General features: G+C 69.7%; 18 protein-coding genes and 3 pseudogenes. 8 read left to right on the forward strand and 13 right to left on the reverse strand.

The features are described 5' to 3' along the window. Positions 1 to 76 precede the first annotated feature (76 nt). The 6 genes from ACFVYN_RS34960 to ACFVYN_RS34985 all read right to left on the reverse strand — a co-directional run bounded on the left by ACFVYN_RS34960 (position 77) and on the right by ACFVYN_RS34985 (position 8,897). A complete protein-coding gene (locus ACFVYN_RS34960) occupies positions 77 to 877 on the reverse strand; it encodes a hypothetical protein (protein WP_390005988.1) in 801 nt (266 codons plus the stop codon). Beyond that, complete coding sequence (locus tag ACFVYN_RS34965; RefSeq protein WP_390005990.1) at positions 874 to 2,928, reverse strand: polysaccharide deacetylase family protein; 2,055 nt, start codon at positions 2,926 to 2,928, stop codon at positions 874 to 876. The genes ACFVYN_RS34960 and ACFVYN_RS34965 overlap by 4 nt, the downstream gene beginning before the upstream one ends. 100 nt (positions 2,929 to 3,028) lie before the next feature. Next, entirely contained in the window at positions 3,029 to 4,525 is a 1,497-nt protein-coding gene (locus ACFVYN_RS34970; RefSeq protein ID WP_390005992.1) for a glycosyltransferase, read from the reverse strand. Continuing rightward, on the reverse strand, positions 4,522 to 5,799 hold the full coding sequence (locus tag ACFVYN_RS34975; RefSeq protein ID WP_390005993.1) for a nucleotide sugar dehydrogenase: 1,278 nt from the start codon (positions 5,797 to 5,799) through the stop codon (positions 4,522 to 4,524). The genes ACFVYN_RS34970 and ACFVYN_RS34975 overlap by 4 nt, the downstream gene beginning before the upstream one ends. A gap of 316 nt (positions 5,800 to 6,115) precedes the next feature. Next, on the reverse strand, positions 6,116 to 6,949 hold the full coding sequence (locus tag ACFVYN_RS34980) for a TetR family transcriptional regulator (protein ID WP_390005995.1): 834 nt from the start codon (positions 6,947 to 6,949) through the stop codon (positions 6,116 to 6,118). Between the two features lie 142 nt (positions 6,950 to 7,091). Continuing rightward, positions 7,092 to 8,897, reverse strand: a complete 1,806-nt coding sequence (locus ACFVYN_RS34985; RefSeq protein WP_390005997.1) for a 3-hydroxyacyl-CoA dehydrogenase family protein — start codon at positions 8,895 to 8,897, stop codon at positions 7,092 to 7,094. A gap of 408 nt (positions 8,898 to 9,305) precedes the next feature. On the opposite strand from ACFVYN_RS34985, the gene ACFVYN_RS34990 reads away from it, so the two are divergent. Further along, positions 9,306 to 9,881, forward strand: a complete 576-nt coding sequence (locus ACFVYN_RS34990; protein WP_390005999.1) for an adenylosuccinate lyase — start codon at positions 9,306 to 9,308, stop codon at positions 9,879 to 9,881. Positions 9,882 to 10,011: 130 nt separating this feature from the next. Here the strand turns inward: ACFVYN_RS34990 and ACFVYN_RS34995 are convergent. From ACFVYN_RS34995 to ACFVYN_RS35010, 4 genes and pseudogenes are all read right to left on the reverse strand, one after another. Further along, positions 10,012 to 10,543 (reverse strand): annotated as a pseudogene (locus tag ACFVYN_RS34995) (GNAT family N-acetyltransferase). Between the two features lie 41 nt (positions 10,544 to 10,584). Next, entirely contained in the window at positions 10,585 to 10,983 is a 399-nt protein-coding gene (locus ACFVYN_RS35000; protein WP_390006001.1) for a RidA family protein, read from the reverse strand. 57 nt (positions 10,984 to 11,040) lie between these two features. Next, entirely contained in the window at positions 11,041 to 12,618 is a 1,578-nt protein-coding gene (locus ACFVYN_RS35005) for an alpha/beta hydrolase (RefSeq protein WP_390006003.1), read from the reverse strand. A 112-nt stretch (positions 12,619 to 12,730) separates the two neighbouring features. Beyond that, positions 12,731 to 13,111, reverse strand: a pseudogene (locus tag ACFVYN_RS35010) (radical SAM protein); the annotation flags it as partial. Positions 13,112 to 13,153: 42 nt separating this feature from the next. Here ACFVYN_RS35010 and ACFVYN_RS35015 point away from each other — a divergent pair. Then, complete coding sequence (locus ACFVYN_RS35015; RefSeq protein WP_390006004.1) at positions 13,154 to 14,056, forward strand: ABC transporter permease; 903 nt, start codon at positions 13,154 to 13,156, stop codon at positions 14,054 to 14,056. Positions 14,057 to 14,138: 82 nt separating this feature from the next. On the opposite strand, the gene ACFVYN_RS35020 is transcribed toward ACFVYN_RS35015, so the two are convergent. Then, entirely contained in the window at positions 14,139 to 14,342 is a 204-nt protein-coding gene (locus tag ACFVYN_RS35020; protein ID WP_390006005.1) for a hypothetical protein, read from the reverse strand. An 86-nt stretch (positions 14,343 to 14,428) separates the two neighbouring features. On the opposite strand from ACFVYN_RS35020, the gene ACFVYN_RS35025 reads away from it, so the two are divergent. Next, positions 14,429 to 14,713, forward strand: a complete 285-nt coding sequence (locus ACFVYN_RS35025) for a hypothetical protein (RefSeq protein ID WP_390006022.1) — start codon at positions 14,429 to 14,431, stop codon at positions 14,711 to 14,713. 44 nt (positions 14,714 to 14,757) lie between these two features. On the opposite strand, the pseudogene ACFVYN_RS35030 reads toward ACFVYN_RS35025, so the two are convergent. After that, positions 14,758 to 15,681: pseudogene (locus ACFVYN_RS35030) on the reverse strand (integrase); the annotation flags it as partial. Between the two features lie 405 nt (positions 15,682 to 16,086). Between ACFVYN_RS35030 and ACFVYN_RS35035 the strand changes: the two are divergent. Next, positions 16,087 to 17,019 carry a hypothetical protein gene (locus tag ACFVYN_RS35035; protein ID WP_390006006.1) on the forward strand — a complete coding sequence of 311 codons (933 nt, stop codon included), beginning with the start codon at positions 16,087 to 16,089 and terminating at the stop codon, positions 17,017 to 17,019. An 81-nt stretch (positions 17,020 to 17,100) separates the two neighbouring features. On the opposite strand, the gene hemC is transcribed toward ACFVYN_RS35035, so the two are convergent. Further along, on the reverse strand, positions 17,101 to 18,033 hold the full coding sequence (gene hemC, locus ACFVYN_RS35040) for a hydroxymethylbilane synthase (RefSeq protein WP_390006008.1): 933 nt from the start codon (positions 18,031 to 18,033) through the stop codon (positions 17,101 to 17,103). A 510-nt stretch (positions 18,034 to 18,543) separates the two neighbouring features. Here hemC and ACFVYN_RS35045 point away from each other — a divergent pair. From ACFVYN_RS35045 to ACFVYN_RS35060, 4 genes are all read left to right on the forward strand, one after another. Continuing rightward, a complete protein-coding gene (locus tag ACFVYN_RS35045; protein ID WP_390006020.1) occupies positions 18,544 to 19,887 on the forward strand; it encodes a glutamyl-tRNA reductase in 1,344 nt (447 codons plus the stop codon). 230 nt (positions 19,888 to 20,117) lie between these two features. After that, a complete protein-coding gene (locus ACFVYN_RS35050) occupies positions 20,118 to 21,251 on the forward strand; it encodes an ATP-grasp domain-containing protein (protein WP_390006009.1) in 1,134 nt (377 codons plus the stop codon). Between the two features lie 17 nt (positions 21,252 to 21,268). After that, on the forward strand, positions 21,269 to 22,600 hold the full coding sequence (locus ACFVYN_RS35055) for an MFS transporter (RefSeq protein ID WP_390006010.1): 1,332 nt from the start codon (positions 21,269 to 21,271) through the stop codon (positions 22,598 to 22,600). 547 nt (positions 22,601 to 23,147) lie between these two features. Further along, positions 23,148 to 24,840, forward strand: a 1,693-nt coding sequence (locus ACFVYN_RS35060) for a type I polyketide synthase (protein WP_390006012.1), incomplete at its 3' end; no start/stop codon positions are given.

Here is a 24,840-nt window from a genome sequence, read left to right on the forward strand (position 1 = left end):
AGATGAAATCTTTACGTAACAAATGAGCGATGATCGATCAAAGCTACCGGCCGGTAGGGCATTGGTCCCGTTTATGTCATTCCGACTGTGCCGAGAAGTCACGGAACATGAACTCGGTGTTGTCACCGCGGATGCCGACTCCGCCGGGTTGGTAGAGGCCTCCGGGCGTGGCGTCGGTCACGTCCAGCACCTGGTGGCCCTCGAGCTCCAGCGTGATGCGCACCCGGCCGTCCGGGAGATTCGTGGCGGTGGCCACGGCAAGGGCCCAGGCGTCCGGCGCGAGCGTGGCCGACGCGGTGGCGAGGGTCACATAGGTGCCCCCGTTGGCCGGGCCGCCGGGTGTCTTGCGCTTCACCACGACCTGCCCGTCCCGGCGGACCACGCTGACCGCGTAGCACTCCTGCTCACTGTGGAAGCGCAGCCACAGATGGACACCGTCGTACGGCTGTGCCGGGGTGCGCGGTGTCGTCACCAGGTCCGTCAGACGCAGCCGCAGGGACAGCCGGGTGTCACCGAAGTCCCGGCGCCGCGAGGCCAGCCGGAAGACCGCCGAGTCCGTGGCCCGGACGGACTCGGCGTCGGGACGCCCGCCGTCGGGGCGTCCGGACCAGCCCGCGCCGTCGAGCCCGAACAGCGAGCCGCTGGTCATGGTCCAGTCGGGGGAGTGGCGCGCGCCGGGGGCGTCGGGATGCCAGTACGCGAACTCGTTGGTGACCAGGCCCCGTTCGGGAAACTCGGGCCGGAACTCCGAGGGCGGGCCGCTCCGGCCGGTGTCGCGCAGCGTCAGTCCGCCCGCGAACGCCGACACCAGCAGCACGGCGAGCAGGACCCCGGTGAGGAGCCCTGCCCGCCGACGCCGTACGAGCCGCCGGATCACGCCGTACGCCCTCCGCCGACCGCGCATTCCTCGAACCCGGGCCACGGCTGGTCCGGTGACCGCCGATACACGCCGAGCGCGATGCCGCCGGTGCCGCCCGCGGCGGGCACGGACGTGTGCACCAGCCCGGCGCCCACGGTGACGTCCGTCCTCCGCGCCCCGAGCGTCACCCGGACGTCCCGTTCCGCGGCTTCCGGCAACTTGCGCGAGAGCACGGTACGAGGATGGGCGCCGGGTCCGGCCAGGAGCGTGATCCAGCCGCGGGACAGGCGGACCGTGAGCTGGTCCGGAGCGCCGCGGCGCACCATGACCGAGCTGTGCAGCCCCTCCTCCGACAGCCCCGTCAGCCGGGTGCTCAGTGTGTAGCCGGACCAGCGCGCGGTGCTGCCGGGCCGGTAGGTGGCCAAGCTCCAGCCGCGCGAGCCGATCGGCTGCACGCCACCGGCGCCGATCACCGCCCGCGCCCGGTGGCCGTCCCCGTCGGTCCAGCCGGCCGGGCCGTCGAAGGGCCGGGCGGCGGCGGGCGGGCCGGGCAGCGGGGCGGTCTCCACGTGGGCGAACGCGGGCCAGGACGGCCCGGTCTCCCCGCGGGACAGGGCCAGCGCGATCCCGCCGGTGCCGCGCACCCCGCTGCTGTTCGGCACGGTGAAACGGTGGCGGCCGTCCACCACCGCCTCGGTCCTGGCACCGTCCACCGTCAGCCGGACCTCGTGGGAGGGGCCGGGGGGCAGCGCCTGCTCGGCCAGGACGCGGTCAGGTGTCCCGCCGACCAGTTGGGCAGTGTGGTAGGAGACCCGCACGCCGACAGGACTGACCCCGCCGACCCTCGCGAATACCGTGCCGCTGCCATTCCTTTCGCTCAGGTCGGTCACGCCCGCCTTGACTGTGTAGTGGTCCCAGTCGGCAGCGCCGTACGGAGCGTAGGCACCGTAGACGTAGCGGTCGGAGACCGAACCCTTCCCGGTGAGCACGTCGGTGCTTCCGAGCGGTCTCCAGTCGGCACCTGTCCAGCGTTCCGGGTGGCGCAGCGGATCACCCGAGGGAGACACCTGTGTACGGGCCGCCACCCGGGAGAGCAGAGTGTCGGCAGTGGTATCTGCGAACACCTCAAGACGCTGGTACTCCTGGCCGACCGCTGATCGGTGGGCGACCGGCTCCGGGTGTCCACTCTTGTCCGTGAAGGCTCCTGCGAAGAACCGCTTGATCAGGTCGCGAACGTACCGGCGGTTCTCAGGCAGCGATGAGAACGGGTAGGCGAACAGTCGGGGCTGCCCCAGTCCGTGCCGGGCGAACTCCTGCCGGGAGCGAGTGAAGTCCGCCCTCACCCGCCGCTGATAGTGCTCGGTACTCTCCAGTTGCCCGGTGGACCCCAGGAACCTGCGGTGGGCGAGCAGCGAGCCCAGCTCTCCGTGCGGGCCGATCCGGGTGCGGCTGTGCAGGTCGTGGGTGTGGTCCTCAAAGTCCCAGCGGCCCGAGCGGGCCATCCGCGCGATCTCCTGCCAGGACAGGTAGTAGGGCCGGTGCCGGCCCACCCGGCCGGTGATGAGAAACGAGACGGCGTTCATCCGGTGCCGCGCGAGAATGCGGTCCCCGTAGGTCCACAGACCGTGCGTGCCGTCGTCGAAGGTCAGCATCACCGAGCGCGGCGGCACCGGGCCGCCGAGCAGGTAGGCGACGAACTCGTCGGTGGTCAGGGTGCGGTAACCCGCCGTCCGCAGGGCACTGAGCTGCCGTTCGAACACGGCGGGGTCCACGATGTACCGACTTCCGCTGTGCGGCTTGAGGTCGTGGTAGGTGAGGATCACAGGGGCCGCGCGCTCCGGGAGACCGGCCCCGACGGCCTTCCAGCGCGCGGTGGTCGCCGCGTCCACCCGCGCGGCCGGCACGCTCACCTGGCGGCTGACGTTGCGCTGGTCGACGTAGACCCGCCACGCGACCACGAAGGGCACGGTGAGCACGAGTGCGGTCAGGGCGGCCAGCGCGGTGCGGACGCCGCCGCGGCGCAGACGGGCGGTGAGGCGGGACCGCCTCCCGGTCACAGGGCGGTCCACGGCTGCCAGCTCCCCCGGGTCAGCACCAGCAGATACAGGGCGATGACGACGCCCGTGGCCAGCAGCGCAGCCAGAGCGCGCCCGACGGCTCGTACGGCCTTCATGACAGCCTCCTCGACCAGACACCGCGCCGGATGGTCAGCAGCGAGTACGGCAGCAGCCAGGACAGCACCACCGACGACAACAGGCTCATCAGCGGCCGGTACCGCCACCGCGTGGAGCGGGGGTTGTCCGCCTTGAAGGCCAGGCCCCACACCACGCCCTTGAGGAGAACACCCCCCAGATACAGCCCGGTCAGGAACCACAGCCCGTGGTACGGCGCCCACACCAGGTGGCGTACGGCCATCAGCGGGGCGCACAGCACCCACAGGACGTGCCCGTAGAAGAGCACCGCCGGACCGAGCCCGCGCCGCCACATGAAGGTGCCGGTGAAGAACAGATTGCGGATGAAGCTCTTCTTCCAGCGCACCTGCTGCCGCATGAAAGGCCTGAATCGAGCCGGAACGGTCGTCCAGACCTTCGCGGACTGCACATAGCCGATACGCCACGGCAGTTCCGGATGGTTCTGCTCGGTGACGAAAGGGGAATCGGCGTACTGCGCCTTGAGTTTGAGCCCCTTCCATTTCTGGCCCAGGACGTATCCGGTCAGCTGCCGGTCGGTGGCGAAACGGAATTCACCGCCGAGGAAACGGTCACCGGCCCAGGCGGGGAGGTAGTTCACAATGGCGTCCCGGCGGAACACGGCGAGCGGCCCGGACACGCAGGAGACGGACCCGAAGGTCGCCTCCGCGGCCTTGGCGACCCGGAACTGACCCTCGTACCAGACGTCCTGGGCCTTGGACAGCACGCTCTCGTCGGCGTTCAGCGCCCGGGCGTGGCCACTGACCGCGCCCAGCTCCCGGTGCAGTGTCAGCGCCCGCACGCACCGCCGAAGGGCGTCGGGGGCGAGTACGCAGTCGGAGTCGGTGAAGGCGAGGACGTCTCCATCGGCGAGCTCGGCGGCCCGGACCAGGGCGTGCTTCTTGCCGACGTTGCGGTCCAGGTAGAGCACCCGCAGGTTCAGTTCGCACGACAGGCGTCGCAGCACCGCGCGGGTGCCGTCGGTGGAGGCGTCGTCGACCACGACGATCTGCAGGTCGGGGTAGTCGCTTCCGGCCATGGAACGCACACACGCCTCGATGCCGTCCTCCTCGTCCTTGACCGCCACCAGGAAGCTCACCCGTGGCCGCACGGGCAGCTCGGGGAAGAGGTCCAGGTGGCGCGGGCGCCCGCGCAGCGTCCGCCGGGAGGGGTCGTCGTAGCGGCTGTAGGCGATGAACAGCATGGAGATGGTCACCGTCAGGACCATGAAGCCGTAGCCGAGCACCAGCGGGGCCTGGACCAGCCGGGGCGCCTCGTGGGCCAGGATCAGCAGCAGCGGGAGCAGCACGATCACCACGAGCAGGCGGCGCGCGGCGTGCCGTACCCCCGGGTCCATGCGGTCGGTCAGTGCGGCGAGGCGTGCCCGGCCGGGCCGCGGCGCGCCGCGCTGACCGGGTACGAACGGGGAGGGCTCGGGCCCGCCGGGCGTGGCGGGCCGCTGGGCCTGGACGCTCATACCACCGCCCGGTGCTTGAAGTCCTGCAGCCGGTAGGTGGTGTCCAGGACCGGGAGGTCGTCCCCGATCCACGACAGGTCCTGCCGCGGGTGCACGCCGTGGACCAGCACCAGGTCCCAGTCCCGCTCGCCGGGCTCCGGCTCGGAGCGCAGCAGCCGTCCGCCCAGGGACACCTGCGGGATGAGCGGATCCGTGTACGCCACTTCGGCGCCGGCCTCGTCGAGGGTGCTCATGATCTCCAGGGACGGTGACTCCCGGAGATCGGCCACCCCCGGTTTGTACGTCACCCCGACCACCAGCACCCGGGCCGTGCGCAGCGGTACGCCCCGGTCGGCGAGGACGTCCCGGGCGCGCTGCACCACCGCGTGCGGTCGGGTGGCGATCGCGGTCATCGCCGTGTCGATCAGCGGCGAGGCGACCCGCTTCTCGCGCAGCTGCCACAGCAGGTAGTGCGGGTCGCAGGGGATGCAGTGCCCGCCCACGCCGGGGCCGGGGAAGAACGGCATGAACCCGTACGGCTTGGTGGCCGCCGCCTGGATGACCTCCAGGGCCTCCAGGCCCAACTCACCGCAGATGGTGGCGAATTCGTTGGCCAGGGCGATGTTGACCGCCCGGAAGGTGTTCTCCAGCAGCTTGGTCATCTCGGCGGCCTCCGGCGAGAGCACCTCGTGCACCTCGGCGCCGGTGCGCCGCAGCACGTCGGCGGCGCGGCGGGTGCATTCGGGACTGACTCCTCCGACCACCCGCGGGGTCGTGCTCTGGGTGTGCTCGGTGCTGCCCGGGTCGATGCGCTCCGGGGCGTAGGCCACGCTCAGGTCCTCGGGCACCCGCAGTCCGCGCTCGGCCAGCGGGCCGAGGAGCAGATCCCGGGTGGTGCCGACGTAGCTGGTCGAGGTCAGCACGATGGTCTGCCCCGGGACCGCGTGGGCGGCGGCGGTGGCACAGGCACCCGACAGGGCCCGCAGGTCCGGCACCAGGTGGTCGTCCACGGGCGTCGGGACGCAGATCAGGACCGCCTCGGCGGCGCGCAGGGCCGTGGGGTCCGTGGTCAGGACGAACCGGTCGGCACCCGGGCCTTCACCGGTGTGCACACGCAGTCGGCGGTGGTCGTCGGGGACCAGATCGACGCGGCGGGCACGGATGGCGTCCAGCCGGGCGGGGTCCACGTCGAGGCCTATGACGGTGAGACCCGACTCCAGCAGGGCCAGAGCCGTCGGCAGCCCGACATAGCCGAGCCCGATGATGCCGACGACGGGCGGAGTGGAAAAGGACAAGGAAATCCCCCCTGAAGAATGCCGCGGGCAGGCGGCAAAAAAGGATTGCGAGGGCGCGCGCCGAGCCTCATTCCCCTGTTCCCCCGAGGCTTTTCCCGGCGGCCACGCCAAGACCGCGGCCTCCCCAGGCCTGCGGATTTTCTTTCCGACGGTTCGACAGCATGGCACGCCCCTGGATCAAGAGAGGAATTTTCGATGAAGATCGCGGAGGAGCTGGATCATCCTTGGTGAAGAGTTCGAAGAGAAACTTTTCTTCGAACGCGAGAAAGGGCCGGTACGGGGGTTTCCCGGTACCGGCCCTCGATGCTTGAGTGCGTCAGGAGTGCTCTTTGAGCGCCTGCTCGATGGTGCGCATGACCTCGTCCAGCGGGACGTCGGTGCGGGCGACCGCGACCAGGACCTCGCCCTGGGTGGCGAGCGTCGCCGCGGCCGGCTGCGGAGAGGTCGTGGTGCGGCCCGCGCCGATCCCCGTCCCGAACGTCTTCCGCACGATCGCGAAGGCATGGTCCAACTGCGCCTCGACGTCCCCCTGCCCGCCGGCCCGCAGCCACCGCCGCAGCACGTGGTTGTGCGCGGTGACCACGGCGGACGCGGCGACCTCCGCCAGCAGGGGATCGTCGTTGGCGTCGTCGTCATGGGCGTGCTCGTCGAAGTGCCCGAGCAGATACCGCGTGAACAGTCGCTCGTAGCGGGCCACCGAGGCGATCTCCGCCTCCCGCAGCGTCGGCACCTCGCGCGTCAGCTTGTAGCGGGCGACCGAGATCTCCGGCCGGGCCGCGTACATCTTCATGACTTCCTTGATGCCGCGGCACACCGTGTCGAGCGGGTGCTCGTGCGCGGGGGCCGCGTTCAGCACGGCCTCCGCCCTGACCAGGGTGTCGTCGTGGTCGGGGAAGATCGCCTCTTCCTTGGAGCGGAAGTGGCGGAAGAAGGTGCGGCGGGCGACACCGGCCGCGGCCGCGATCTCGTCGACGGTCGTCGCCTCGTACCCCTTGGTGGAGAACAGCTCCATCGCGGCGGCGGCCAGTTCTCGGCGCATCTTGAGCCGCTGGGCGGCCGCGCGGCTGCCTGCGGCACTCTCCGGCACATCGGGCGTGGCTGGTGTACGGGACGACTTGGCGGGCTGGGGCATGACCCGAACGTACTGCATGTGCGCAGGTTGGTGCGCGTGTCCGGGGTTTGTCCCGTACGGCGCGGGCGGGGAGCCGCCGGGTCCCGTCGGCGAGAGCGGGCTGCCCGGATCGAGCAGCCCGCCCCAGTCCTCGCCGCCGGTGAACCAGTCGCCGGCGTGCTCAGCGGCGGGCATATTCGCGGAAGCCACGGCCGGTCTTGCGGCCGAGGCAGCCCGCGGCCACCAGGTGCTCCAGGAGCGGGGCCGGAGCCAGACCCGGGTCGCGGAACTCGCGGTGCAGGACCTTCTCGATCGCGAGCGAGACGTCAAGCCCGACGACGTCCAGGAGCTCGAAGGGGCCCATCGGGTAGCCGCCGCCCAGCTTCATCGCCGCGTCGATGTCGTCGAGGGACGCGTAGTGCTCCTGCACCATCTTGATCGCGTTGTTGAGGTACGGGAACAGCAGGGCGTTCACGATGAAGCCCGCGCGGTCGCCGCAGTCCACGGCGTGCTTCTTGATCCTGACGCAGACCTCGCGGACCGTCGCGTGGACGTCCTCGGCCGTGAGCACCGTACGGACGACCTCCACCAGCTTCATCGCCGGCGCCGGGTTGAAGAAGTGCATGCCGATCACGTCCTGCGGGCGCGAGGTGGCGCGGGCGCAGGCGACGACGGGCAGTGAGGAGGTCGTGGTGGCCAGGACCGCGCCCGGCTTGCAGACCTTGTCCAGCGCCTGGAACAGCTGCTGCTTGATCTCCAGGTCCTCGGCGACGGCCTCGACGGCCAGGTCGACGTCCGCGAAGGACTCGTACGAGCCCGCCGCGGTGATCCGGTCCAGGGTCTGCGCCGCCGCCTCGGCGGTCATCCGGCCCTTGTCGACAGAACGTGAAAGAGACTTGCCGATACGGGCCTTGGCCGTCTGCGCCTTCTCCTCGCTGCGGGCGGCGAGCACGACCTCGTACCCGGCCTTGGCGAACACCTCCGCGATACCGGAGGCCATGGTCCCCGAGCCCGCGACACCGACGGAGCGGACCTCGCGGCCGGGCACCCGCGTGGAGCTCTCCAGCGGAGTCAACGCGTCCCGCACGACCGTCGCGCTGCCCGGAGCCTCGTACGTGTAGAAGCCGCGTCCCGACTTACGGCCGGTCAGGCCCGCCTCGCTGAGCTGCTTGAGGATCGGGGCGGGGGCGTGCAGCCGGTCCTGGGACTCGGCGTACATGGCCTCCAGGACCGTGCGCGCGGTGTCGACGCCGATCAGGTCGAGCAGGGCGAGGGGGCCCATGGGCAGACCGCAGCCGAGCCGCATCGCCGCGTCGATGTCCTCGCGGGAGGCGTACTTCGCCTCGTACATCGCGGCCGCCTGGTTGAGGTAGCCGAACAGCAGCCCGTCGGCGACGAACCCGGGCCGGTCGCCGACCGCGACGGGCTCCTTGCCGAGATCGAGGGCGAGGTCGGTGACCGCGGTGACGGCCGCCGGGGCGGTGAGCACCGAGGAGACCACCTCGACCAGCTTCATCGCGGGCGCCGGGTTGAAGAAGTGCAGGCCCAGCACCCGCTCCGGACGGGCCGAGTCGGCGGCCAGCCGGGTCACGGACAGGGCGTTGGTGCCGGTCGCGAGGATCGTCTCGGGGCGCACGATCCCGTCGAGCTCGCGGAAGATCTGGTGCTTGATCTCGTACGACTCCGGAGCCACCTCGATGACGAGGTCGGCGTCGGCCGCCGCCCGCAGGTCGCTGGAGGTGCGGATGCGGGCGAGGACGTCGGCGCGCTCCTGCTCGGTGAGCCGGCCGCGCTCCACGGCGCGGGCGGTCGCGGTCTCCAGGACGGCGACGGCCCTGGCGGCCTGCGCCTCGCTGACGTCGATGCCGACGACCTCGCGGCCGGCCCGGGCGAGGACCTCGGCGATGCCGGTGCCCATGGTGCCGAGGCCGACGACGGCGATCGTCCTGAGCGGGGACAGGGAGGGGTCGGACAGGGGAGTGGCCATCGCGGAACTCCAGGAATGAGGGTGACGACTGGGAACGCGACCCGGTACGCCGAAGGCGCACCGGGTGCGTGAAGAGAGCTGCTGCATGCGGGTGTTGCCGGGCTGCGAGCGCACACGCCCGGACCGTCGTCGCAGACCTTGCACAGGCCCGGAGAACGGTGGAACCGACCGGCCCTGTCCCAGGCCGGGCCGTACTGGTGGTACACGAGGTACCGAACCGACTTCCCCCACTGCCTCAAGGGCGTGGGAGGTGTCCCCACGCGGCGGCTGCGTCACCAGGCCACCGCAAGGAGTTCCGCGAGTGGGTAACTCGCTCGTCTGAGCTTAACCGGTGGGTAACGAGTGCGCCAGCCCCCGGATTTGTGATGTACGTCCCGCGCCCGGGACGAGCCGCCTAACCTCGGGTTCATGGACGAAGAGTTGCGATCGCTCACGGAGCGCTTACGGCAGGAGTCGGGAGCGTCGGCCGCCTTCGGCCGTCTGGTGGCGACCGAGAACCTGGACGAGCTGGCCGGAGTGCTCACCGAGCCCGGACAGCCGTTGTGGGCCCGGGAACTGGCCGCGTTCCGGCTCGGGCTCGCCGGGGACCGCCGGGCCTTCGAGTCGCTCGTCCTGCTGCTCAACCACCGGGACCCGCCGCGCTGCGCCGCCGCCGCGTACGCCCTCGCCCGGCTCGACGACCCGCGCACCGCCCGCGCGGCCGCCACCCTCGCCACCAACGAACTCCGGGTCGCCTACGCCCTGCACCCGGTCCGGCTGCTGGCCGAGCTGCGCGCCCCCGAGTCCGTCCCGGCCCTCATCACCACGCTGGAGCGCCGGCTGCGCCCGCACGACCCCTACCGTCGGGTGGCGCTCGCCTGCGTGGAGGGCCTCGGCACCCTGGCCGACGCCCGCGCCAGACCGGTACTGAACGAGGCCCTCGCACACCCGGCGCTCGCGGAGGCTGCGGTGCACGCGCTGGCGCGGATCCCGAGGCAGCGGTGAGCCGGTGGGCGGCGGGGTGTCGGCGTCGGCCGCCGCGGGCGAGCTCCGTGCACGGCACCGCGCACCTTGCCGTCCGGCGGAGGGTACGGACGCGGTGCGGGCGCCCGTGCTCCGGCACGGTGGCGGGCGGTCAGGCGTCGAGCGTCCGTACGTACCGCACTTCCGGCACCGGGACGCCGTCCGCCTCGAAGGGCTCCTCGGTGCCGTCGGCCGCGAAGCCCGCCCGCTCGTAGAAGCGCCGGGCACGGCCGTTGCCCTTGAGGACCCACAGGAACATGCGGTCGTGGCCCGCGGCCGTGCGGTCGCGCAGGGACTCCAGCAGCAGGGCGTGTCCGATGCCGGCGCCCGTAGTGCCGGGGGTCCACGTAGACGGCGTACAACTCGGCGTCGGGGGTGCGGACTTCGCCGTCCCGGTACGGGCCGTGACAGGCCCAGCCCAGGACCTCGCCGTCCCGCTCGGCCACGAGGTTCACCACGCTGCCGTCCCCCTGGCCGAAGCGGGTGCGGTGCCGCTCGGCGTCCTCCGCCACGCTCATCGCGTCGAGGTACGACTGCGGGATCAGGCCCTGGTAGGCGTTCTGCCAGCCGCCGACCCGGATCTCGGCCACGCGGTCGCAGTCGGCGAGAGTCATCGGGCGGATGAGGGGTCGATCGTCGTCCATGGCGGCACCCTAGGCACCCTGCGCCCGCTCCGGCCTCGGATCTATTCGCTCATCACCGCGAACGCCTCCACCTCCAGCAGGAACTCCGGCCGCACCAGCCCCGCCACCCGCACGGCCGAGGCCGCCGGCAGCCGGTCGTCGGGTATGTGCTGGGCACGGGCCGCGCGGATCGCCGGCATGTGGGCCATGTCCGTCACGAAGTAGGTGAGCTTGACGACGTCGTCGAAGGTCGCTCCGGCGGCGGCCAGGCAGCGGCGGAGGTTCTCGAAGACCTGGCGGGCCTGGGCCGCGGCGTCGCCGTCCCCGACGAGCTCGCCGTCCTCGTCGAGGGCGACCTGGCCCGAGATCGCGACGAAACGGCCGCGGCCCAGCACCACGTGGGAGTACTGGGCCGCGGGGGCGACACCGTCGGGGGCGGCAATCCTGGTCAGCTCACTCATGCGTCCATGGTGGACCACGGCACTGACAACGCCCGTCCCCGACGGAGCGTCAGGCGCTCAGCCGCGGGCGGCCAGCAGCCTGTGCAGGGCCGCGCCGCGCGAGGACGTCGACGCCGCCTTGCCGGTCAGCGGCTTCGGATCGGGCAGCGCCTTGCAGACCGCGTCGGCCTCGCCGCCGCCACGCGGCACCTTGCCGTCGGTCAGATACGCGGTCAGGTACGTGTCCAGGCACTTGTTCCCGCTCAGCGTGATGCCGTGGTTGCCGCCGCCCTCCTCGACGACCAGGCTGGAGTCGGCCAGCAGCCGGTGGACCGTGACACCGCCCTCGTACGGGGTGGCCGCGTCGTTCGTCGCCTGGAAGAGCAGAGCCGGCGGCAGCTTGCCGTTGGCGACGTTCACCGGACTCAGCGACCTCGTGGGCCAGAACGCGCACGGCGCGTTGTACCAGGCGTTGCTCCAGGCCATGAACGGCGCCTTCTCGTACACGTCCCAGTTGTCCTTCTGCCACTGGCGCCAGTCACGCGGCCAGGAGGCGTCACGGCACTGCACCGAGGTGTAGACGCTGTAGCCGTTGTCCCCGGAGGCGTCGACGGCGGCGAAGTTCTCGTATGCCTCGACCAGCGGGTCGGCCTTCTTGTCGTTCACGTAGGCCGCGAACGCCTCGGCCAGGTAGGGCCAGTAGCCGTTGTAGTAGCCGCCCGGGATGAAGGTGTCCTCCAGTTCGGAGGCGCCCACCTTGCCGGCCGCCGGCTTCTTGGCGAGGGCCGCCCGCATCGCGTACCACTTGGCCTCGATCCGTTCCGGGTCGGTGCCGAGCCTGTACGTCGCGTCGTACTTGGCGATCCAGGCCATCAGCGCCCGGTGCCGGTCGTTGAAGGCGTAGTCCTGGGCGAGGTTGTCGTCGTACCAGACGCCGGTCGGGTCCACGATCGAGTCCAGGACCAGGCGGCGCACCTGGTGCGGGAAGAGCTTCGCGTAGACCGCGCCCAGATAGGTGCCGTAGGAGTAGCCGAAGTAGTTGATCCGCTTGGCGCCGAGGGCCCGGCGGATGGAGTCCATGTCCCGCACGGCACTGACGGTGTCGATGTACGGCAGCACGTTCGCGTACTTCCGGCCGCAGGCGGCGGCGAAGGACTTGGCGCGCTGGAGGTTGGCCCGCTCGATCGCGGGTGTGCTCGGCACGGAGTCCGGGCGCACCGGGTTGAAGTAGCCCGGCTTGCAGTCGAGGGCGGGCTTGCTCTTGCCCACCCCGCGCGGATCGAAGCCGATGACGTCGTACCGGGCCGCGACCGCCTTCGGCAGCCCTGAGGCGATGAACCCGGCGAAGGTCAGACCGCTGCCGCCGGGGCCGCCGGGGTTGACCAGCAGCGGGCCCTGGTACTTCTTCGCGGTGTGCGGGACGCGGGACAGGGCGAGGGTGATCTGCCGCCCGCGCGGGTTCGCGTGGTCGAGCGGCACCTTGAGGGACGCGCACTGGAGCGTCGGGTAGTCGGCGGTGCCGCACTTCTTCCAGGCGGGCTTCGCGGCTGGGGCGGATGGTGTGGCCTGCGGGGCGCTGGCGTCGGCGGGGACGGCGGTGAGGGTCCCGGCCACGACGACCACGGCACCGCACAGCACGGCTGCGCGTTTTCTCATGAAGTCCTCCCAGGACGGAGGGTTTCCGGGCCGCGAAGGTCACGGTCCACGCCGCATCGTCCCGGAAAGTCCGCCCGGAAGAACGTGTTCTGACAATAATTGACCCGATTGATCAGGTTTGTGCCCTCGAACGCTCTCGGATCAACGTGAGTTGGACAGGTTCGGACACCGGCTCGACCTCGGGCTCCGGCTCCCGGATCCGCCGGGGCATCCCCGCGCCCGCGGGACCGATGCGGTACTCCTGGGCCGGCTCATGGACCTGACGGGTGATCCGGCGCTGGTACCACTTCGGGGCGTAGGAGCCGTCCGCGTAGAGCCGCTCGTAACGGCGTACCGGATACGGGTGCTCCCGGTTCTGCCAGGCCATGAACCACTCGCGAGTACCCGGCCGAAGATGCAGCACCAGCGGCGTGACGGAGGTGGCCCCCGCAGCGTCGATCGCGCGCACGGTGGCCCTCAGTTGCGCGGGACTGTCGCTCAGGAACGGGATCACCGCCTGAGGTTCCGACGCCGCGAGCGGGCCGCGGACTCCTCGGTGTTCGGTCCGCCCGACCTGCTCGCCGAGGCCACCGCCGGGATACTCCAGCGTCCCGCCCGCTCGGTCCTCACCGCACTCGGCACAGTTCTCGGTGTGGGCGCCTTCGTCGCCGTCCTCGGGCTGACAGCCACCGCCTCGTCCCAGATCGACGCCCGCTTCGACCTCCTGACCGCCACCGAGGTCACGGTCGAGGACACGGCGGCCAAGCAGAACGAGTTCGCCGGCCATGCCTTCCCTGCCGATGCCCACGCCCGCGTCGGACGGCTCAACGGCGTGCAGCACGCGGGGGTCTACTGGAGCGTGGGCTCCGAACAAGAGCTGAAAGCCGCCGCCGCCCCCGTCGGCGACAGCATCGAGGGCCGGCCGGTCGACGTCGTCGCCGCCTCACCCGGCGCTCTTCGGGCGACCGTCTCCACCCTCGCCCAGGGTCGCCTCTACGACGCCTACTCGTCCCGGACGAAACAGCCCGGCGCCGTCATCGGCTCCGGTGCCGCTGCCCTCCTCGGAATCACCACCCTGGAATCCCACCCGGCGATCTTCATCGGCGGCCAGCCCTTCACCGTGGTCGGCATCCTGTCCGACGTCAGCCGCAAGGCCGACTTCCTGCTCTCCGTGATGGCCCCCCGCACCACCGCCGAGACCCTGTGGGGACCACCCGCCGACGGCTCGAAGACGCTCATCGCCACCGACATCGGCGCCGCCGTCCAGATCGCTGCCGAAGCCCCCACCGCGCTGCGCCCCGACCATCCGTCCCGGACACCGGCGCGCAGACCGAGGACCCGCACTACGTCGTCCGCGGTGCCCTCGGCGGAACCTATGACCGATACGTCGACCAGAGCGCCAATAACGGCAAGTGGGTGTCCCTGGGCGCCTACAAGTTCACGGCCACCCCGAGTGTGAGCCTGTCGAACTACACGCCCGACGGCACCGCCGCCGACGACATTGCTCTCGGCGCCGTCGCCTTCCAGCCGGTCGCCGGCACCTACGTGTCCGACACCGTCGAGGCCGACGCGTTCTTCGACGAGGACCAGGACATCGACGTCCGACCGGAATCCAGCGCGTTCGACACTCCGCTGAAGTCGCGCCAGGCCCTGTACGGCTGGGGAATCAACACCTCGCAGAACGTCATCGCCCTTCCGGCGTGCACGGGCGGCCTGCCGTCGTCGAGGTGCACCATGCCGGACACGAAGGCCGCGGTCCGAAGTGGAACGACGAGGTCAGGGCAGGAGGCACGAGTACGACCGACCATCCCGACGGGCACAGCATCCCCCAATGGATGCACGCGGCTTCGCCGTGTTCTTCTTCTCCCCGGTCGTTTCCTGGGCCTTGTTCCCATTCCGCAGGAAAACAGGTGCCGCCGCCGCTGCGGCTTGGGGTTTGCTCGCTGTACTGGGGTTCTTCGTCTGGGACGGGGCGCTCGTCGCTTCGGCAATTCTCACCGTGTTCTCGTGCTGCGTCCGGATCATCGTCGAAATATCCGGAACCTTCGAAGAGCCTCGCGCTCGGCACAAGGAGCGCAGACGAGAGAGGAAAGAAGCGCGACCCACTGCTTCATGACTGCTCTCTCGTGTGCGCCACCGCTCCCCAACTCTGCGGGTGCTGTGCTTGATCTGTCCTGGTTCGATGGTCGGTTCGGGCAGTGGGCGGATCGGAGCCGCTTGTCCCAGGGCCCGATGGGGCGATGCCAGTTGTAGAACGACTCGAACTCGCGCAGAGCATGGAACAAATGACGCTGATCCCAGACGAGGGCGCGGTCCGGCAACTCGCCGACAGGTGTGTGTCCACCGCTCCGTGATCGAATTCATCCACGCCATCCGGACACCGCTGAGGACGACCGCCAGCCCGGCGTCGGCCATCACGGCGTCGAAGAGCTTCGTGAGCTTCGAATCCCGGTCGCGGATCAAGAACTTCGCCTTGCTGCCCGCGTCCTGGAGATCCATGGCAAGGTTGCGCCCGAGCTGCACCACCCAGTCCGCGGCGGGGTGTGCGGTGGCGCCCAGGATCCGGATCCTGCGGGTGGAGTGCTCGATGACTACGAAGACGTACAGGCGCGCGTCGGCCAGCGTGCGGGTCTCGAGGCCTCGCGTTCGGGTGCAGACGGAATGCCGTGTTTCTCGAGGATCTCCCAGACGGTGGAGGCGGCGACGGTGATGCCGAGCCCCGCGAGCTCACCGTGGATGCGCCGGTACCCCCATGAGGTGTTCTCGCGTGCCGGGCGGAGCACCAGGCTGCGGATCGACCGGATGGTGGGCGGGCGCCCTCGACGCCTTGGAACGCACGTTGCGGCGTGGCGCCGTTTGAGCAGGTCGCGGTGCCGGCGCAAGATCGTGTCGGGGCGTACCGACAGCGGGAGTTGGCGCAGCTTGTCTATCGGGAAGTGGTGGAGCAGACCGGCGAGCAGCGCGCGGTCGGTGTCGGTGAACGCGGGCTTGCCGACCTGGCGCTGCAGGATCAGCAGCTGGTGCCGGAGCGCGAGGATCTCTGAAGGTGTCGGTCACGACGAGGTAGGCCAGGCGCAGCAGCACGACGGATCATGATGCCGCGGCGCCGTGCCCAAGGGAAGACAGCGGGGCGAGCAGCCGGTATGGCCGGAGATCAGTGATCAAGGCCACCACCTGTGCGGATGATCTATCGGCACCCGCAGAGCTACGGGACCGGCGACGACACCCCGTGGTTCGACGACGTGGCTGTCGCCTCCTCGCCGCTCGGCTGCTGCATCCCATCCTCCGGATAAGGAATTGCGGATGACGGATATGCACGTCCGGGTATGGACAACCCACGTAATTGCGGACACCGCGTCAACTCCTGAGCCGTGCACGGTAATTGGCATATACTCGTATGTGGTTGGGTGCTGCATCGAGCCGACGGATTCCCGTGGTCGACGCGGCCCGGCCCGGCCGTAAGCCAACAGTCCTCTTCTGGGGATGGGAGTGAGTGGGTTCGTGATCGAGCACGGCGTCAGCGGATTAACGGCCACCAGCGAGAAGTTCAGCACGCTGAGACCATCGGATCTGACCATGGTCTTCCTGGTCCGGGAGGACATTGAGGCCGGGACACTCCCGATGCCGACGCTGACCGTGCGCGATATCGGCTCAGCGGTGAAGGACCTGGCCGCAAACGGGGTCGGTGCCGTCAAGGTCTTCGCCACCGGCGATCGCCGCGACGCCCAGGGGTCGGTGGCCCGCACACGGAACAACGTCATGACGCGGGCGATTCAGGAGATCAAGGCGGCCGACGCGTCGATGACGGTGCTGACCGAGACGTGTCTGTGCTCGTACACCGACACCGGGGAGTGCCACGTCAGCGACCATGCGGGCGTCCCGGACACGGCCGCCACCACGGAGGCGATCGCCGAACAGGCGGTGCTGCAGGCCGAGGCGGGGGCGGACATCGTCGGACCGGCCGCCATGCTGCCCGGCAGTGTGCGAGGCGTACGGCAGGCGCTGGACCAAGCCGGGCGCTCGGACATCCGCGTCATGCCGCACCTCATCTTCGACTCGAGGCTCTACGACGGCTATCGCCGCACCATGGACGCCGTTCCCGCGTCGGGCGACCGTCGAGCCTTCCAGGTGGACCCGCAACGGCCGACGCGTGCGATCCAGGCTTCCCTGGACTTCATCGTCGAAGGCGCCGACATGCTGCTGCTGGAACCCGCGATGTTCTGCGTCGACGTCCTGGTGGAGCTGAAGCTGATGTGCGACGTGCCCCTGGCCCCGTTCTCGGTGTCGGGCGAGTACACCAGGCTCACGGACGCCAACGGCGACAAGGGCCTGCTGGTGGAGCTCTTCACCATGCTGAAGCGGGCCGGTTCCGACCAGATCATCACGTATGCGGCCGCGGAACTGGCGCGCACTTTGGCGTGACCCCCGCAAAGAGAACGGCCCCTGCGAGCGATCAAGGCTGTGGTCGCCTTCGATCACGCGCAGGGGCCGCCTGCTTGCCGGCTAGACCTCGGCGTGGGCCCGCGGGGAAAGGATCTCGCGCGCGCCCTGGCCGATGAGTTCTTCGGCCAGAGCCGTGCCCAGCTTCTCCGGTTCACTGGCGCGGCCCGTCATCACCCCGGACACCCGCTGCGTCCCGTCCGGGGACGTGACCTGCGCGTGAAGCGTGAGAGAGCCGTTCGGTCCGGTCTCGGCGTAGGCACCCACCGGCACGCTGCAACCCCCGTGCAGCTCCGCGAGAAGGGCCCGCTCCGCCCGCACCTGCGCATCGACCGCATGGTCGGCGGCGGTGGAGAGGATCTTCCGAACAGCCTCGTTGTCCTCGCGGACCTGGACGCCCAGGGCGCCCTGGCCGGGCGAGGGGGGAAACAGGTCCAGGGGCAGAAGTTCACCGATCGCGTGGTCGAGGCCGAGGCGGCGCAGGCCCGCAGCCGCCAGGACCACGGCATCGAGGCCCATGGTTTCGATCTTCTTCAGCCGGGGCGGGACGTTTCCCCGGATCGGGACGACCTCGAGATCGGGGCGGACCGCCAGGAGTTGAGCGATGCGCCGAGCGGCGCCCGTACCCACCCGCGCACCCTTGCGCAGCCCGGCCAGCGTGGATCCGCACAGGGCGTCCCGTACGTCCTCGCGGCCCGGCGGAGGCAGCAGGATCAGACCCGGAGGGTTCGCGGTGGGAAGATCCTTCAGGGAGTGGATCACCACGTCCACGTCACCCCTGGCAAGTGCCGCCTCTTGCTCGGTGCTGAACGCGCTTCCGCCACTGACGGCCGAGACCTCGGACGTCAGGGAGTTCCGATCCCGGTCTCCGCCCTCGAGAATTACCCGGTGCGTGAACGTCACGTGCGGAAAGCGCTCACGAATAGGGGCGAGATATTCGCGTACCTGCGTTCTGGCCAAGTTACTTGCCCGCGAGCCGACCAGATATGTTGGCATGGTGATCAACTCCCGATGGATGGTGGATCACCGCCTATCGTACTCCGGGCTTCCGAAAGGTTTTCCCGACCAATTGTCGGCATAGTGGCGCGTGTACGGCGGCGTGACCGGAAGCCGCCGGGTACGGCGGGCTCCGACCTCCTGGCGGCCTCCACGGCGGGGAGTGCCGCGATGGCCCGGTTGGACACTGTGCCACCCGGGTGGCGGTCACGCGCAAGGGAGTTGCTCTGCCGACGGCCTGACCGTATACCGGCGGCCCATGCGCGGTCTTCGGCCGGTGACCAGCGAATTCGTCTCCCCGTCAACGCCCGGAGCTGATCCAGCGCGCGCGGCCCGCCCATTCCTCGCGAAACTCGGAATCGGTTGACTCGGGGGTAACACGTACATACCGGCTATGTCCGACCGGCACGAGAAAGGCAGAATTCTGCTTCCCCGACTCCCCCCGCGCGCGAAAAGAGTGCGGTTACACTGTGATGCCACTGATAGGATCGTCAAGTCAGGGGGATCGTCATCAGTTTCTTAGTTTTAGGGTTAAGCTATCGGAGTGCCCCGCCCGACGTGTTCGAGCAGGCGGCCATCACCGGTGACACAGTCCATAAACTCTTGCGTGAGGTCCAGCGCGCCACGGGAATACGCGAGAGTGTGGTCCTGGCGACCTGCAACCGCGTAGAAGTGTACGCCGATGTCTATAACCGCGCGCAGAGCGTCAAGAACATTACCGATGCGCTCGTCCGCCATTGCGACATCGCGCCCCACCGACTCGTTCCGTATCTCTACGAATTCGCGGACGACACCGCACTTGAGCACTTGTTCAAAGTAGCGTCGGGGCTGGACTCGATGGTGGTCGGCGAGGACCAGATCGTGGGCCAGCTGCGCACCGCGTTTCAGCTCGCGCAGGAGCGTCGCACCGTCGGCAGAGTGCTCCACGGCATCATGCAGAGTGCGCTGAGGGTCGGCAAACGTGCCCGATCCGAGACGGACGTCAACCGCGTCGGCGCCTCGCTGGTGACCGTGGGCCTGGACATCGTCGGACCGCTCGCCGGAAAGCACGCACTGGTCCTCGGAGCGGGCTCCATGGGCACGCTGACCGCGAAAACCCTGGCCGCACGGGGGATCGCCGCCGTCACCGTGACGAACCGGACCCTGGAACGCGCCGAACGGCTGGCCGACGACCTGCCCGTGCGCGCCACGGCGATCCCCCTCGCCGCCGTACCGGAAGCGCTCCGCGACGCCGACCTGGTGGTGTCCTGCCTGGGTACCGGCGAGTACGTGATCACCGCGGACATGGTGCGCGGCCCGGTGACCCTCCTCGACCTCGCCGCTCCGCGCAGCATCGACCCGAAAGCCGCGCTGCACCAGGATGTCACCCTGGTGAGTCTGGACGACCTCGCCGACTGGAATAACGCCACCGAAGCCGATATCGAAGGCGTCATGCGCATTATCGCCGAGGAGGAGGCGGACTACCGGGCGAAACGCCGCGCCGAGGCGGTGGCGCCCGCTGTCGCGGCACTGCGGGACAAAGCGGCATCCGTCGTCGACAAAGAATTAGCCCGGTTAGCCACCCGGGTTCCCGGCCTCGATGAGCGCGAGAACGACGCGGTCGCGCAGACAGTCAAAAGAGTGGTCAACAAGATACTGCACGCGCCCACGGTGCGCGTCCAGGAAATGGTCGCCGCACCAGGTGGTGAGCGGTATGTGGACATGCTCGCCGATCTCTTCGACCTTGCGCCGGACGCCCCGGAACTGGCCGCGTACACAGGCGATGCCGACACCTCGCACTTCTCGCACGGGCCGGGACCGGGATCTCGCGAAGTGGCCGGGCCAACACACGAGGACCGCCCCACAACGGTCTGAAGGACCCGTAGCGGCCACCGTGTTTTCTGACCGTCCAACCTGCCGTGTACAACAGATGTGGATCTTCGCCTGTCGGTGGCGGAGTGCGACAACCGGAGGTGCCGAAATTGTCGGACCAATCTCAGCAAAAGCAAGGCCAACCAGTACTGTTGCTGCTCGTCATCGCCACCGGCAGGCGAATGTACCGTGAAGACCTCCTGCGGTCCGCCGGTCGCGCCTACCCGATTCACATGTTCACCACCGCGGAACCCACCTGGGAAAAGGAGCACATCACCGACTGGACGGTGGTGCCCAGCACCACGGATCCGACCGTGATGGTGGCAGCAGCCCGCAAGGTCGCCGAGTCCAAAACGGTCGGTGGCGTGGTGTGCTGGGGCGACGCCCCGGTCGGCGCCGCCGCGGAGATCGCGAGCGCCCTCGGTCTGCCCACGAGCGACCCCGCCGCCGTCCAGAACTGCCGGGACAAACACCGGACGCGGGTCCTGCTCGAAGCGGCCGACGTGCCGCAGCCGATCTCCCTGGCGGTGGACACCCTCGAAGAAGCCCGTCAGGTCGTCGGCAGGACCGGCTATCCGGCAGTCATCAAACCGCGCGGCTACGGCGGCAGCTTCGGCGTGGTCCGCGTGGACGGCCCGGAGGACCTGACCGAGCACTTCATGTCCACCCGGAGCACCACCGACCCGCACGGGCCGGCCTACGAAGCCCCGGTGCTGGTCGAGGAGTATCTCGACGGCCCCGAGATCAGCGTGGACTCCGTCATCCGCGACGGCAAGGTCACCCCGGTGTTCGTGGCCCGCAAGGTGATCGGGTATCCGCCCCATTTCGAGGAGATCGGGCACTACGTCGACGCCGGGGACGAACTGCTCACCTCCCCCGAACTGGCCGGTGTGCTCACCGAGATCCACAGCGCCCTCGGCTTCACCCACGGCGTGACCCACTCCGAGTTCAAGCTGACCCCCACCGGCATGAAGCTGATCGAGGTCAACGCGCGCGCCGGTGGCGACCTGATCCCGTACCTGGGAATGCTGGCCACCGGGATCGATCCCGGCGTGGTGACAGCCGCGGTGTCCATGGGAGAGGAAGCCGACCTGACGGCGAGTCGCAAACGCGTGGCCGGCATCCGCTTCTACTACGCGGACAAGGACGACACCACGATCGCCGACCTCCGCTTCGAGCCCTCCCTGCTTCCCCCGGCGATCGAGCGCACCTACCTCATCGCCGCCCCCGGAGACACCGTGTCCCCGCCACCCAAGGGCATGCGAGTCGGCCGCGTCGCCTACGCCACCGCGGTCGCCGAGACGATCGAGGAGTGCCGGACCGCATTGGACGCGGCAGGAGCGGCCCTGCGGATAGACGTGGCCTGAGATTGGATCAGCGAAGCGTGCTCACCCGTCTGGTGCCGCAGCAGCCCACCCTCCGCACATTCGTCTGGGCGACCCTTGTCAGCAGCTTCGGCAACGGGCTGTTCATCGCGGTCAGCGTGGTCTACTTCACGCTGTCCGCCGGACTCACCACCGGCCAGGTCGGGTTGGGTCTGACGATCGCGGGGGTCGGCGGCGTGCTCGCGGGCGTGCCCGCAGGACGGCTCGCGGACCGCTGGGGCGCCAGACGTACCCTGACCGTGCTGTTCTGTGTCGAGACGGCCGGTGTCCTCGGCTACACGATGGTTCGCTCGATGGTCGTCTTCGTGCCCCTGGCCTGTCTCGTCACCTTCGTCGACCAGGCGGCACTCACCGCACGCAGCGCGCTCATCGCCGTCGCGCTGCCGCCGGACACCCGCGTGTACGGGCGGTCGGTGCTACGGGTGGTCAGCAACATCGGCATCGGCGCCGGGTCGATGGTCGCCGCGATCGCCCTTCAGTACGACACCCTCGCCGTGTACCAGACGATGATCGTGCTGGATGCGGTGACCTTCCTCGGCGCGGCGCTCCTGCTTCTGCGACTGCCGGTCGCCGTACCCGCCGCGCCGGTACCGGCCGTCGTCGACCCCACGCCGGCATCGGGCGTCGCGACGCTGCCCGCACCGGCCGGGTCCACCACGGGGGCAGCGGCCGGGTCCGTCCCGCCCGCACCGGCCGGGCCTCGGCCGGCCTCAGGCGCCACCGGGACCCCACGCAGGCGGCTTCGGCTCCGGCTCCGGCTCCCCCAGGTCGACCGCGCCTACGTGCTGCTGACCGTGTTCAACGGCGTGCTCGCCGTACAGGTGGGAGTGCTGGAGGTGGGCGTACCGCTGTGGATCGTGCGGTCAGGGGACGTCCCGCGCTTCGTCATATCCGTGCTCATGGCAGTGAACACGCTGATGGTGATCTTCCTCCAGGTCAGAGTCGGGCGCGGTGTCGAGACACCGCGTCAGGGCGTTCGCGCCTGCCTGCGCTCGGGCGCTCTGCTGGCCGCGGCGTGCCTGCTGTTCGGGCTGGCGCACGGAGTCGCCCGGCCGCTGGCGACCACGATCCTCCTTGTGGGGATCGTGGCATTCACCTTCGGTGAAATCCTTTCCTCCGCCGGGGGTTGGGCGCTCAGCTTCGGACTGGCGAATCCGAAGAACACGGGAGAATATCTCGGCGTGTTCAACAGCGGCGTCGCGGCGGGCAGACTCCTGAGCCCGGTATTGATCACCTCGACCGCGATTCATTTCGGTATGACCGGCTGGCTGATACTGGGCGCGATGTTCCTTGTCGCCGGGGCGGGCACGGCCACGGTGCGACTGCGATGACCTGAGCTGATATGACGTGACGTCATGTATTGGGCGGCCCCGGAACCAGTGGCGGTTCCGGGGCCGCATGCCGTCGTGCTCGCCGTCTTCGGCCTTTCGGCCCACGGACGCCGGCCGATGGACGGCCGCTGCCCTCCCGATGGGTACACCGTGGAACGGCGTAATTATGGGCGGTCGGCAGGGAAGTTAGCGTTCCCAACAACCCAGTCATGAAGGACCGAAGGGTTGGTTCGTGAACTTGATGCAGGTCTTCGGCAGCACACCGCACCGGCTCGGTCAACTGCCGAGAGCGGCTGACAGACGGCACTTCTTCGCGTTGCCGGCTCGACTCTGTGCATGATCGCCGGCCCGCCGCGGGGCGCGTACGGGCGGCCGGCGGCAGAAACCGTCGTGGCGTGCCCGAAGGCCGGCACCCGGTGGCGCGGCACCGCTGTCAGCGCGCCCCGGCCCTGTACGTCCGCCACTTCTGTCGCCGCACCTTTACGTCCGGGGCGGGCACGCCATAGGTCGATGCCGTCGGCGGGGACCTGCTCTGACCTTCTGAGACGTGGACCTTCTTCTTCACATGGGGACGGACATGACAAGCGCTCAAGAACTGCCTCCGCAGGACGACCTGATCGCCATCGTCGGAATGTCATGCCGTTTGCCCAAGGCGCCGGACCTCGGTGCGTTCTGGCACCTTCTGCGCAGCGGCGGCGACGCCATCACGAAGGTCCCGGCGGACCGACAGGAGCTCGACCAGTCACGCGTGAGCGAATCCCTGTCGGGCACTGCATTCGGCGGATATCTGGAGAACGTCGACCGATTCGACGCCGAATTCTTCGGCATCTCCCCCCGTGAAGCCGTCGCCATCGACCCGCAGCAGCGATTGGCCCTCGAACTCGGCTGGGAAGCACTTGAAGACGCCGGGATCGTACCCGGCAGCGTCAGGGGCGACCGGGTCGGCGTGTACATCGGAGCGAACCGCGACGACTACGCCACCCTGCTGCGCCAAGGCGGCCCCGGCGCGACGACAGCCCACAGCAACGCGGGTCTGCAACGCGCGATGATCGCCAACCGTGTCTCGTACACGCTCGGGCTGGCCGGTCCGAGCATGACCGTGGACACGGCGCAGTCGTCCTCGCTGGTCGCCGTCCACCTCGCCTGCGACAGCCTTCGCCGCGGAGAATGCACCATCGCCCTGGTCGGCGGGGTCAAACTCAGCATCAGCCCGGAGACGGCGGCCGAAGAAGCGAAATTCGGCGGCCTCTCGCCGGACGGGCACTCCTACACCTTCGATGCGCGCGCCAACGGATACGCACGCGGCGAGGGCGGGGCCGTCATGGTCCTCAAACCGCTGTCGAAAGCCCTGGCCGAGGGCGACCGCGTGTACTGCGTCATACGCGGCAGCGCCATCAACAACGACGGTGTCAGCGACGGCCTCACCACTCCCAACAGCGCGGCGCAGGAAGATGTCATCAGGCGCGCGCACCAGCTCGCGGACCTGCAGCCGGGAGACGTGCAGTACGTCGAGCTGCACGGCACGGGCACCCCGTTGGGCGATCCGATCGAGGCCGCAGCGCTCGGCGCGGCGCTGGGCAGGAACCGCCGCGAACACGGCCCGCTGCTCGTCGGCTCGGCGAAGACGAACATCGGCCACCTGGAATCCGCCGCAGGAATCGTCGGCGTCCTCAAAGTGGCGCTGGCCATTCGCCACCGCGAGATCCCGGTCAGCCTGAACTTCCGCACACCGAACCCGCAGATCCCGCTCGATGAGCTGAACCTGCGGGTGCAGACCAGCACCACGCCCTGGCCGCGCGCCGAGCAGCCGCTCATCGCCGGGATCAGCTCCTTCGGCATGGGCGGTACCAACTGCCACGTGGTGGTCGGGGAGGCTCCCGTGCCTCCCGTGCCTCCCGGCGTTCCCAGCGCAGTCGAATCATCTGCGGGTCCTGTGGCGTGGGTGCTGTCGGCGCGGTCCGAGGCGGCGTTGGCTGAGCAGGCGGGGCGGTTGCGGGAGTTCGCCGATGCGCGCCCTGAACTGCCTGTTGGTGATGTGGCGTTGTCGTTGGCGTCGTCGCGGTCGGTGGCTTTTGCGCATCGGTTGGTGGTGGTGGGTGACGAGCGTGGGCGGTTGGTAGAGGGTCTGGGGGCTGTGGCGCGGGGCACTGGTGGTGGGGCTTCGGGTGTGGTGGCGGGGTGTGTGGGTGGTGGTGGGTTGGGTGTGGTGTTTTCGGGTCAGGGGAGTCAGCGGGTGGGGA

The organism is Streptomyces sp. NPDC058307, assembly GCF_042880295.1.
Lineage (GTDB): Bacteria > Actinomycetota > Actinomycetes > Streptomycetales > Streptomycetaceae > Streptomyces.